The 12,101-nt window shown below is 57.1% G+C and carries 9 protein-coding genes; 6 read left to right on the forward strand and 3 right to left on the reverse strand.

The genetic code is table 11. The features are described from left to right. Positions 1-8: 8 nt before the first annotated feature. From lspA to NBV64_RS08080, 3 genes are read right to left on the reverse strand one after another with little or no spacing between them, the layout of a single operon-like run. The gene (lspA, locus tag NBV64_RS08070) at positions 9-542 is read right to left on the reverse strand and encodes a signal peptidase II (RefSeq protein ID WP_373568173.1); all 534 of its coding nucleotides are present in this window, start codon (positions 540-542) and stop codon (positions 9-11) included. Continuing rightward, a complete protein-coding gene (gene ileS / locus NBV64_RS08075) occupies positions 535-3,375 on the reverse strand; it encodes an isoleucine--tRNA ligase (protein WP_250757047.1) in 2,841 nt (946 codons plus the stop codon). Before ileS ends, lspA begins: the two co-directional genes overlap by 8 nt. Beyond that, on the reverse strand, positions 3,365-4,330 hold the full coding sequence (locus NBV64_RS08080) for a bifunctional riboflavin kinase/FAD synthetase (protein ID WP_250757048.1): 966 nt from the start codon (positions 4,328-4,330) through the stop codon (positions 3,365-3,367). Before NBV64_RS08080 ends, ileS begins: the two co-directional genes overlap by 11 nt. Positions 4,331-4,379: 49 nt before the next feature. On the opposite strand from NBV64_RS08080, the gene purN reads away from it, so the two are divergent. The 6 genes from purN to sorU all read left to right on the forward strand — a co-directional run bounded on the left by purN (position 4,380) and on the right by sorU (position 12,069). Beyond that, positions 4,380-5,036 carry a phosphoribosylglycinamide formyltransferase gene (gene purN, locus NBV64_RS08085; RefSeq protein ID WP_009455720.1) on the forward strand — a complete coding sequence of 219 codons (657 nt, stop codon included), beginning with the start codon at positions 4,380-4,382 and terminating at the stop codon, positions 5,034-5,036. A 173-nt stretch (positions 5,037-5,209) separates the two neighbouring features. Beyond that, positions 5,210-6,475: an RsmB/NOP family class I SAM-dependent RNA methyltransferase gene (locus NBV64_RS08090; protein ID WP_045931823.1), complete on the forward strand. Its 1,266-nt coding sequence runs from the start codon at positions 5,210-5,212 to the stop codon at positions 6,473-6,475. Positions 6,476-6,576: 101 nt separating this feature from the next. Continuing rightward, the gene (locus tag NBV64_RS08095; RefSeq protein ID WP_026482877.1) at positions 6,577-7,803 is read left to right on the forward strand and encodes a DesA family fatty acid desaturase; all 1,227 of its coding nucleotides are present in this window, start codon (positions 6,577-6,579) and stop codon (positions 7,801-7,803) included. Beyond that, positions 7,800-10,094 carry a UvrD-helicase domain-containing protein gene (locus tag NBV64_RS08100; protein WP_022983186.1) on the forward strand — a complete coding sequence of 765 codons (2,295 nt, stop codon included), beginning with the start codon at positions 7,800-7,802 and terminating at the stop codon, positions 10,092-10,094. Before NBV64_RS08095 ends, NBV64_RS08100 begins: the two co-directional genes overlap by 4 nt. A gap of 392 nt (positions 10,095-10,486) precedes the next feature. After that, positions 10,487-11,707, forward strand: a complete 1,221-nt coding sequence (sorT, locus tag NBV64_RS08105; protein ID WP_250757049.1) for a SorT family sulfite dehydrogenase catalytic subunit — start codon at positions 10,487-10,489, stop codon at positions 11,705-11,707. A 53-nt stretch (positions 11,708-11,760) separates the two neighbouring features. Further along, on the forward strand, positions 11,761-12,069 hold the full coding sequence (sorU, locus tag NBV64_RS08110; protein ID WP_250757050.1) for a SorU family sulfite dehydrogenase c-type cytochrome subunit: 309 nt from the start codon (positions 11,761-11,763) through the stop codon (positions 12,067-12,069). Positions 12,070-12,101 lie beyond the last annotated feature (32 nt).

The raw sequence follows: 12,101 nt of genomic DNA on the forward strand, positions 1-12,101 counted from the left end.
TTACAGACTCAGGAGCGCTGTCGTTTGTTGCGGCGCATGCGCATGAACTCGTCCAGCACCAACAGGGCAGCGCCGCAGCTGATGGCGACGTCGGCAATATTGAAGGCCGGAAAGTAGGATTGATTCCAGTAGAACAGCAGAAAATCTACCACGTGCCCGTGCATCAGGCGATCCACCACGTTGCCGATGGCACCGCCCAGAATCAGGCTTAGCGACAGGCAAAACAAGGGTTGCTTGGCCGAGCGGCGCAGCATGGTCACGATAAATACCGTGGCAACGGCTGCGATGCCGACAAAGAACCAGCGCTGCCAACCCTGACCACCGGCCAGAAAGCTGAACGCCGCGCCGGGGTTGTAGAGCAGGGTGAAATCAAAAAAGGGCAGGATATTCCAACGTTCCTGATAGAACAGGTTGCTGTCGAAATACTGTTTGGTCCATTGGTCCAGGCCGACAATAAAGGCGGCCAGAGCAATCCAGGCCCAGAACTGCCGCGAGGGCAGTCGGGCCTGGCCGGGAGAAGGGGCCATGTCCTTATCAGGCATGGTGACGCACTTCGCCTTCGCCAAACAGATTGTCCTCGCAACGACCACACAGGGTGGGGTGCTCGGCGCTCTGGCCTACGTCAGGGCGGTGGTGCCAGCAACGCTCGCACTTGGCCTGTTCGGTAGGGGTAACGTCGATGCGCAAGTCGCCTTCGCCTGCATGCACATCGGCACGCGAGACGATCAGCATGAAGCGCAAGTCTTCGCCCAGGGATTGCAGGAATTCCAGATCCTGACCGTTGGCATAGATGTCGATCTCGGCAGCCAGGGAGGAACCGATGGCGCCGGTGCTACGTACATCTTCAATGCGGCGCATCACGTCGGCACGGATGGCGCGCAGGCGTTGCCACTTGCTGCTCAGTGCCGATTGTTCGCCTTGCTCGGGCAGGACATGGAATAGTTCGGTGAAGATGGTGCCGCTAGGAACCGAACCACCGTGCATGTCGCGCCAGGCTTCTTCTGCCGTGAAAGACAGGATAGGAGCCATCAACTTGAGCAGGGTCTGTGTCAGGTGATACAGCGCGGTTTGAGCCGAGCGACGTGGCTGGCCATCTTTAGCCGTGGTGTACAGACGGTCCTTCAGAATATCCAGATAGAACGCGCCCAGGTCTTCGGAGCAGAAGGTCTGCAAGCGAGCCACGATGGGGTGGAACTCGTAGCGCTTGTAGTTCTCCAGCAACTCGGCCTGCATGTCGGCGGTCATTTGCAGGGCGTAGCGGTCGATTTCGGTCAGTTGATCAACAGGCACAGCATGTTGGGTGACATCGAAGTCGGCCAGGTTACCCAGCAGGAACTTCAAGGTATTGCGGATACGGCGGTAGCCTTCCACAACACGCTTCAGAATTTCGTCGGAGATGGACAGCTCGCCCGAGTAGTCGGTGGAGGCGGCCCACAGGCGCATGATCTCGGCACCCATCTTGTCGGCAATTTCTTGCGGCTTGATGATGTTGCCCAGCGATTTACTCATTTTGCGGCCATTGCCGTCCACCACGAAACCGTGGGTCAGCAGGGCTTTGTAGGGCGCGCGGCCATACAGCATGCAGCCCGTCAGCAAGGACGAGTGGAACCAGCCACGGTGTTGGTCCGAGCCTTCCAGATACAGGTCGGCAGGCCATTGCAGCTTGTCAGCGTGCGAGCCGTGGGTGGTGTGATCCTTGCCGCCCAGCACGGTAGCGTGTGTGGTGCCCGAGTCAAACCACACGTCCAGTGTGTCGCGGTTTTTCTCGTACAGATCGGCCTCGTCACCCAGCAGGTCGCGTGGGTCCAGGTTCTGCCAGGCTTCGATACCGCTCTTTTCGATGCGCTCGGCTACTTGTTCCATCAGCTCGGGGGTGCGGGGGTGCAGCTCACCCGTTTCCTTGTGCACAAAGAAAGCCATGGGCACACCCCACTGGCGCTGACGCGACAAGGTCCAGTCCGGGCGGTTGGCGATCATGGCGTGCAGGCGGGCACGACCCCAGGAGGGGTAGAACTCGGTGTTATCAATGGCTTCCAGGGCCATTTCACGCAAGGTACGGCCGCTGCTGTTTTCCTTGTCCATACCGGCAAACCATTGGCTGGTGGCACGGTAGATGATGGGCGTCTTGTGACGCCAGCAGTGCATGTAGCTGTGCGGGTGCTGTTCGGTTTTCAGCAAGGTGCCGGCGTTCTGCAAGGCTTCCACGATTTGCGGGTTGGCTTTCCAGATCATCTGGCCGCCAAACAGAGGCAGATTTTCGGCGTAATGCCCATTGCCCATCACGGGCGTGAGCATATCGTCGTCCTTCATGCCGTGGGCTTTGCAGGAGATAAAGTCTTCAATACCGTAGGCCGGGGCCGAGTGAACCACGCCCGTACCGCTGTCCAGGGTGACATAGTCGCCCAGGTACACGGGGGAGCGGCGTTGGTAGCCTGCGTCCACGTGAGCCAGAGGGTGGTTGAATTCGATCAGGTTCAGGGTTTCGCCGGTGGCGGTAGCCACGACCTGACCGCTCAGACCCCATTGCTCCAGGCAGGATTTCACCAGCTCTTCAGCCACGATCAGCATGGAGCCGGTGGCGCGTGGTGTGTCCAGCTTGACCAGGGCGTAGCTGATTTCAGGGTGTACGTTCAGTGCCTGGTTGGCAGGGATGGTCCAGGGGGTGGTGGTCCAGATGACGATGGCGCCATCGTCCACGCTGTCCACGCCAAAGGCGGTAGCCAGCTTGTCTTTTTGCGCGAAGGGGAAGGCCACGTGCACGGACGGGTCGGTGCGATCCGCGTATTCAACCTCGGCTTCTGCCAGAGCGGAACCACAGTCAAAACACCAGTTCACGGGCTTCAGGCCACGGAACACGAAACCCTTTTGCATGATCTTGGACAGTACGCGCAGCTCGTCGGCTTCGTTACTGAAATTCATGGTCAGGTAAGGGTTCTCCCAGTCGGCCAGCACGCCCAGGCGCTTGAAGTCCTTGCGCTGGCTGTCGATCTGCTCCAGAGCGTAGGCGCGCGCCTTGGCCTGAACTTCAGCCACAGGCAGGTTTTTGCCGTATTTCTTTTCGATCTGAACTTCAATGGGCATGCCGTGGCAGTCCCAGCCGGGCACGTATTGCGCGTCAAAGCCAGCCATATTGCGGCTTTTGACGATGATGTCTTTCAGAACCTTGTTGACCGCGTGGCCAATGTGAATGTCGCCGTTCGCATAGGGAGGGCCGTCGTGCAAAATAAATTTGGGACGACCGGCACTGGCTTGCCGAATTGCTGCATAGACTTTGTTTTCTTCCCACTGGCTAATCCAGCCCGGCTCACGTTTGGCGAGGTCACCACGCATGGGAAAGGGAGTGTCGGGCAAATTGAGAGAGTTTTTATAGTCCATTTGAAGCAAAGTAGTCGCGAGCGCGTTGTGCATCGTTGTCGATGGCGGCGATCATTGTGATGAGGTCCGGGAATTTTTCCTCGTCCCTGACAAATTCCAGAAATTCTATACGGGCAAGTTTACCGTAAGCATCCAGGCGTTGGTCCAGTAAATGCACCTCTAACAGCAGCCGTCCCTGGTCTATGACGGTTGGGCGTACCCCCAAGGAGGCAATGCCGGGCAGAGCCTGTCCGGTCAGTCCGTGCACCCGGACCACGTACACGCCGGAGCGGGCGGCACAGTGTTCAGGAACACGCACGTTCAGGGTCGGGTAGCCAATGTCCCGGCCCAGTTTCTGGCCATGAATGACATGACCACTAATATGAAAGGGTTTGCCCAGCAGGGCACGGGCTCGGTCCAGTTGACCCACGGCCAGGGCGGTGCGCACTTCCGAGCTGGAGATGCGGCGGCCATCGGCATCGGCGACATCGTGCAGAGTCTCGACGCTAAAGCCATGGCGCTTGCCCGCTTCGCGCAACATTTCAATGTCGCCGGCCCGTTTGTGGCCGTAGCGGAAATCCTCGCCCACCAGCAGCCAACCCGTATTCAGGCCCTGGACCAGAATCTCGTCAATAAAGGTGGCTGCCGACATATCGGCCATGGCCTGATTGAAGCGGGCCAGATAAATTTGTTCAATGCCACATTGATGCAGGGCTTCGACCTTGTCGCGCAGGCCGCTGATCTGTGTGGGGATCAGTTCGGGCCGTTGGCCGCGCTGCGCAAAAAAGGCGCGTGGGTGGGGCGTAAAGGTCATTACACAGGAGCTCAGGTGCTGCTGACGCGCCATTTCATTGACGCGATGCAAGATGGCCTGATGGCCCAGATGGACCCCGTCAAAATTGCCAATGGTGACAGCGCTGCGGGCCGTGCTGTTGCGCCGCGGCAGAGAGCGATAGAGTTTTAGATCAGATTTCACAAGCGAGAGTTTACAATTTTGGATTCGTTATTTCTCGGGAAACAGGATTTTGACCGATTCCACCCTACCTTGTCGCCTTGTTGTGCTTATTTCAGGCCGGGGCTCCAACTTGCAGGCCATAGGCGAACTGATCAAGACAGCGGGCTTAAATGGCCGTATCGAGGCGGTCATCTCTAACAAGGGCGATGCGCCCGGACTGGAATGGGCGCAGCGTCAAGGGCTGCCTACCGAGACGGTTTCGCATCGCGAATTTGCAACACGTGAAGCCTTTGACCAGGCTTTGGCACGCGTGATCGACCGCTACCAGCCAGATTATGTTCTACTTGCGGGATTCATGCGCATCCTGAGCACCGATTTTGTTCAGCACTATGCAGGCAAGCTCATCAATATACACCCATCCTTGCTTCCTAGCTTTCCCGGTTTGAATACACATCAACAGGCACTTGACGCGGGCGTGCAGTTTCACGGCTGCTCGGTGCACTTTGTGACCCCTGTGCTCGATGATGGTCCCATCATTGCCCAAAGTATCGTGCCCGTCCTGCACGACGATGATGCACAGACTCTGGCAGAGCGCGTTTTGGCAACCGAACACCACGTCTATACCGAGGCCGTACGCTGGCTGATCGAGGGACGGGTGCGTTTGCTGGCTGATGGCCGTGTCGAGGTTGCTGGACTTGCGCATCGCGGCTTTTATTTCCCCGCCTGATTGAGCGGGCTATTTGGAATTTTTGAATATTCATGTCTGATCACCAACAATCCCGCGGCCGCTCGGACCGCAAGCGCCCGTCCTCGTCTGCCCAACGTAACGAGTCCGGGGCGCGTGGTCGCCCTTATGCAGCACGCCGCGACAAACCCTCGGGTCCACCCGAGCCGGGCGCGATGGCACAGCGCCGTCTGGAGCAGGTCTCCAGCGCCCTGGGTGAAGTTTTGCAGTGGAAGCACCCCGCTGACCTGGCCTTGACACGCTGGGCGCGTACACGCCCCAAAATGGGCTCGCGTGACCGTGCCGAGATCCGTGAGGCCGTGTTTGATGTGCTGCGCCACCTGCGTCAGTACCGTAACTGGGCGGAAAGCGGCGTAGGCCCATCTACCCGTCGTCTGGCCATTCTGGGCCTGTCTACGGCTATCGGTCAGGAATCCCTGTCTTTGGGGCTGACGGAAGAAGAGCGCCAGTGGCTGGGCCATATCCGCGCCCTGAATGTGGACGGTCTGCCGGTTGGCGTGCGCCTGAGCCTGCCCGAGTGGCTGGAAGAGCGTCTGAAAGAGATTCCGGATTCCTACAAGCTGATGGCCGCCATGAACGAGCAGGCCTTGCTGGATTTGCGTGTCAACCCCATGAAAGCCGAGCGCGACACGGTGTTGCGTCAGCTGCAAAACGGCCCCATGGCTCGTTTCAAGCCGGTTGCCATGCCGTTTTCGCCCTGGGGTATCCGTATTGAAGGCCGCCCATCTGTCGCAGTATGGCCACAGTATGAGAAGGGCGAGCTGGAAATTCAGGAAGAGGGCAGCCAGTTGCTGACCGCCTTGCTGGAGCCTCGCCGTGGCGAGATGGTTATTGACTACTGCGCCGGTGCCGGTGGCAAATCCCTGCTGCTGGGTGCCTTGATGCGCTCCACAGGCCGTTTGTACGCCTTTGACGTGTCGGCCACCCGCTTGAACAAGGCCAAACCGCGCTTTGCCCGTGCTGGTCTGTCCAATGTGGTGCCTGTCGTGATTCAGGAAGCGGGCGACCAGCGAGTTCGCCGCCTGCATGGCAAGGCACAGCGTGTATTGGTAGACGCTCCGTGCAGTGGATTGGGAACTTTGCGTCGAAATCCTGATCTTAAGTGGCGTCAACACCCCCAAGCTCTGGAGCAGTACACTCAGATGCAGGCCGACATTCTGGAGCAAGCCGCGGCTTGTGTCGCACCAGGAGGTCGTTTGGTTTATGCAACATGTAGTTTCTTGCCTGAAGAAAACGAGCAGCAAGTGCAGGCATTCTTGGACAAACATCCCGAATTCAAACTGCTGGACGCCCGGGAAATCTTGAAGGACAAATGTCCGGCCCTCGCGCTAGAGGGGCCTTATTTGAATCTGCGCACGGACCGTCACCAAACCGACTGTTTCTTTGGTGCGGCACTTGAACGAATCACGGAAAGTGCTTGATTTAAAGCAAGTTCGTCCTTAAATAGTGTTATTGTTAACTGGTTAGGTGGGCTACACTTTTCCGGTTTCCCTTAACACAAAGATCAGGTCTAAAAGGGTCTATGCAATCGTTTCTTTCTTTTCTTGCTGACGGATGGCTGCAACTGTCTTGGTGGCAGCTCACTCTTGTCATTCTGGCGGTGACGCATGTCACTATTGTGTCAGTCACCGTATTTCTCCACCGCAGTCAGGCGCACCGCGGGCTGGACCTGCACCCTGCGCTGATGCATTTCTTCCGTTTCTGGCTCTGGATGACCACCGGTATGGTCACAAAAGAATGGGTTGCGATTCACCGCAAGCACCACGCCAAATGCGAACGTGAAGGCGATCCCCATTCCCCTGTGGTCTTTGGTCTGGGCCAGGTATTCTTCCGTGGTGCCGAACTGTACCGCCAGGAAGCCACCAACCCTGAAACCTTGAAGCGTTTCGGTCACGGCACGCCCGATGACTGGCTCGAGCGCAACCTGTACAGCAAATACAGCATGTTAGGTATTACCATCATGCTGGGTATTGATCTGTTCCTGTTCGGTCTGCTGGGTCTGACTGTCTGGGCTATCCAGATGGCCTGGATTCCTTTCTGGGCAGCCGGTGTGGTGAACGGTCTGGGTCACGCTATCGGTTACCGCAACTTTGCCAGCCCTGATACCAGCACCAACGTGTTCCCTTGGGGCATCATCATTGGTGGTGAAGAGCTGCACAACAACCACCACGCTTACGGTACGTCCGCCAAGTTCTCCAGCAAATGGTACGAATTTGACTTGGGCTGGTGCTATATCTCGGTGTTCAAGGCACTGGGTCTGGCCAAGGTCAAGAAGGTCGCTCCCAAGCTGCGTCTGGAGCCTAGCGTGCCTTCGAATGCTCCGCTGGAAGGCATTAGCCTGGCAACCTTGCAGGGCGTGATTACTCACCGCTACGAAATTCTGGCCCGCTATGCGGACATCATCAAAACCACCGCTTCGGAAGAAATCGCTCGTCTGAAGCCACAAGTGAACAAGGACAACCCGAATTGCTCCTGGTCCCTGCTGGAAAGCTGCAACGACTGGATCGGTCGCGGCGACGACGTTCTGGCTCCCGAGCAGCGCGCTGAACTGGAAACCGTAGCGGCTGGCGATTCCCGCCTGTCCATCCTGGTTCGCATGCAGCGTGAACTGGCTGGTATCTGGGAAAGCTCCAGTGCCTCCAGCGAGCAGTTGCTGTCCGACCTGCGCACCTGGTGCCAGCGCGCTCAGCAAAGTGGTATTGAAAGTCTTGAGCAGTTCGCCTTGCGTCTGCGCCGCTACGCGGCATGATGGATCGCTTAAACCCGGAACAGCGAGCCGCCGTTACTTTACCCTCTGGCCATGCCCTGGTTCTGGCCGGAGCGGGTAGCGGAAAAACCAGTGTACTGACCTCCCGAATGGCCTGGTTAATCCAGACCGGGCAGGTCAGCCCACATGGCCTTGCTGCTGTTACCTTCACCAATAAAGCCGCGCGCGAAATGCTGACGCGGCTTACTTCTTTATTGCCTATCGATACCCGCGGAATGTGGGTCGGGACCTTTCACGGCCTGTGCAATCGCCTGCTGCGCATGCATTACCGTGATGCCGGTCTGGTGCAGACGTTCCAGATTCTGGATACGGCAGATCAGTTGGCCTCCATCAAGCGTATGGTCAAGGCCAATAATGTGGATGACGAGAAATTTCCGCCCAAGGAAATTCAGAAGTTCATCAACGCCTGTAAAGAAGATGGCCAACGTCCTGGCGACCTGGAAGCGCACGACCCTCACCGCCGCCGCCTGATCGAGCTTTATCAGCTTTATCAAGAGCAGTGCGAACGTGAAGGAGTAGTGGACTTTGGCGAGCTGCTGCTGCGTGCCTACGAGCTGTTGTCCCGCAATGCCCCGATTCGCGAGCATTATCAGCGCCGTTTCAAACACATTCTGGTCGACGAGTTCCAGGACACCAACGTGCTGCAGTATCGCTGGTTGCGTCTTTTGGCCGGTGATCAGGCCTGCATGTTTGCCGTGGGCGACGATGACCAGTCCATCTACGCATTCCGTGGCGCGAACGTGGGCAATATGGCCGACTTCGAGCGCGACTATGCCCGTGGCAATGTGATACGCCTGGAGCAGAACTACCGTTCCTGCGGCCATATTCTGGATTCGGCCAACGCGCTGATCGAGAACAATAGCGGCCGTCTGGGCAAGAATTTATGGACCGATAGTGGCGAAGGCGAGCTGGTACGCATCAGCGAACTGGCCTCGGATGCCCTGGAGGCTCAGTGGATTGTGGACGAAGTCCGCGCCCTGATCGCCGAAGGCAAGCCACGCCGTGAAATTGCCATCCTGTATCGCAGCAACGCCCAGTCCCGAGTGATTGAGCACAGACTGTTTTCCCAAGGCTTGCCCTACAAAGTGTATGGCGGCCACCGCTTTTTCGAGCGTCAGGAAATCAAGCACGTACTGGCTTACTTGCGGTTGATGGATAACGCGGACGATGACACCGCTTTCTTGCGCGTCGTGAACTTCCCGACTCGTGGGATTGGCGCTCGCTCCGTGGAGCAACTGGCTGATCTGGCGCGTGAGCGTGGTACCAGCTTGCTGCGTGCCATTCCTTACCTGCAAGGACGTGCGGCTGCCAGCCTGATGCGTTTCTCGAACCTGATTCAGGATATGGCCAGCCAGGCACAGATCCTGTCCTTGCCCGAGCTGATTGAGCACGTTGTCCACGACAGTACCTTGCTGGCCCATTACCAGGCCGACCGCGAAGGTGCCGAACGGCTGGAAAACTTGCAGGAGTTGGTCAACGCGGCTACGGTTTTTGTGGGTGAAGAAGGCTTTGCCGAACTGCCCGCAGGTCGAGTCCCCGAAGCAGTGGCGGGCGAGTCCGAGCAGGCCATGCAGAACCCGGATCAACCGGCTGCCTCCGTGCTGGCTCCCATGTCGCCTTTGGGCTCTTTCTTGACTCATGCTTCTCTGGAAGCAGGGGACAATCAGGCCCAGGCAGGCCAGGACGCCATTCAGTTGATGACGATCCACGCAGCCAAAGGTCTGGAGTTCGATGCAGTCTTCATTACTGGTTTGGAAGAGGGCTTGTTCCCGCATGAGAACAGCTTGTTCGACCCCGGTGGGATCGAGGAAGAGCGTCGTTTGATGTACGTGGCGATTACGCGGGCGCGTCAGCGTTTGTACATCACTCTGGCGCAAAGCCGCATGTTGCACGGCCAGACGCGTTACGCCATGCGTTCGCGCTTTCTGGAAGAGCTGCCGGAGCAACACATCAAATGGTTGTCGGCCCGCTATACCAGTACACCCATGCAGTCAGAGGCCAGTTCGGGTGCCTTCCGTCGTGGTCAAAGCTGGGAGTCCAAGGACAAGAGCTATTCGGCCCAGCCTTACGGCGGTCGCAGTCACACCAGCGTGCTGGAAGTGAATGGCCAGACTTTCCGGGTGGGGCAGGGGGTGCATCACAACCGCTTTGGTGAAGGCACCATTATTAATCTGACGGGTCAGGGCGACGATGCCCAAGCCTTGATTCAGTTCCGTGAAGTCGGCAGCAAGACTTTGGCCTTGGCCATTGCCAAACTGGATCCTGTTAGCTAAAAAGTGAAGCAACTACTGAATCAGTCAATCGCCGTTTGAAGGCCCCCGGAAACTCCGGGGGCTTTTTTTTATGGCCGCACAAAGCGATGGGAATTTTCAAACAGACTTGTTTTTGGCCTGGTTCTTGCATCAAGCAGTTCAATTCTCCAGTTCCTCATTCTTGGTTTCGTAGCCTCCCAAGAAAAGATTCATGTTTTATTTCCTGTTTTTGACAGAAGGATGGTGTGTTCGGAATCCCTTGCTGTATGCGGGTTTCCTGTTTTTAGTATTCTTCTTTTAGCTGCTATATGAGCGTTATATATAAGGGTTATAGATTCTAGTTATAAAGATGGTGCCCCCATAAAATCGAAGCCTAAATTAATTACAAATAACAAACACACATGGAGGCGATCATGGAACCTAGCAATCTCTCGCGCCGGCGCATGCTTTTGTCCACGGGCGGAGTCATGGCTTTGGCGGGAACGGCAAGCCTGACACCCTTGTCAGCGGCACTGGCTCAGGAAAAGGCAAAAACGCAGGCCAAAACCTTGCCAGCCTATGCATCCTGGAAACATGCCGACAGCTTGATCGTGCACAGTGCCAACACTATTGAAACCAAACGCAGCGCTTTTGGCTCGGGTTTGATCACGCCGCTGGATCGCTTGTTCGTGCGTAATAACGTCGCTCCCCCGTCCGAACAGATCGTTGCTGATCCGGACGCCTGGGTGCTGTCGATCAAGGGTGTGAAGAAACCGAAAGACATGAGCGTCGCCGAGCTGAAACGCCTGGGTTTGGTGGCTGTGCCCATGGTGCTGCAGTGTTCGGGTAATGGTCGTGCTTTTTTCCCTGAAAAACCCAGTGGTACTCAGTGGACGGTAGGTGCAGCTGGCTGTGTGGTCTTTACCGGCGTGCCGATCAAGGCCGTGCTGGAGGCTGTGGGCGGCATGGAGGAGGGCGCCAAGTACATGACCGGTCAGGGCGGCGAGGAAATTCCTCAGGGGCTGGACCCGAACACCATTATGGTAGAGCGTTCGATTCCCCTGGAAGCCATTGATGACGCTATCTTGGCCTGGGAAATCAATGGTCAACCCATCCCCTTGGCTCACGGCGGCCCCTTGCGCTTGATCGTGCCGGGTTACACCGGGGTCAATAACGTCAAGTACATCAAGCAACTGGCGTTTACCAAGGAGCAGTCTGCTGCCAACATTCAGCAAAACAGCTACCGTTTGGCGCCTGTGGGTGAAAAGTCCAACCCCAATCAGGAGTCGGTTTGGGAAATGCCCGTCAAGTCCTGGGTGACCAGTCCTAGTGGTGAGCCTGGCGAAGAACTCAAGGCCGGCAAGGTGCAGATCCAGGGCTTGGCTTTTGGAGGCATGTCGGCAGCCAAAGAAGTGGAAGTGTCCGTGGATGGTGGCAAGAACTGGGTGAAAGCGACGTTTGTAGGCCCTGATCTGGGCAAGTATGCGTGGCGTCAGTTCGTTGCAGGCGTGGATTTGAAACCAGGCAAGTACGAGATTGCCAGTCGCGCTACCAGTGAGGCAGGCACGGTACAGCCTGAAGAGCGCGTACCTAATAACCGCGGCTATTTGAATAACAGCTGGCGCGACCACATGTTGGCTGTCACGGTCGTTTAAGTCTTGAATGTTGTACCCGCCCCGTCAGCTCGGGGCGGCTATGGAAGGGAATCATGAAGAAATATCTAGTTGCTGCAGTATCTGTATTTGTTTTTAGTACTCAAGCCTACGCTCAGGAGCAAGGCAGGGAACTGTTTCTGACAGGTGCCAAACCTATTGCCTGTGCGGTCTGTCATGCCTTGGCTGATGCTGGTTCAGCCGGGGCAATTGGTCCGGATCTGGATGAACTCAAGCCAGGCAAGGAACAGATCCTGAAGGTCATGAAAGAAGGCATGGGCGCCATGCCTTCTTTTGCACAAACCATGAGTGACGAAGAGCGTGATGCTGTCGCCACCTATGTCAGCTCTGTAGCGGGTCAGTAAGTTCCACCTGCTGTAGCCAGACGCTAGCCGCC

Origin of the sequence: Alcaligenes sp. DN25 (genome assembly GCF_023674485.1) — a bacterium.
Lineage (GTDB): Bacteria > Pseudomonadota > Gammaproteobacteria > Burkholderiales > Burkholderiaceae_B > Alcaligenes > Alcaligenes phenolicus.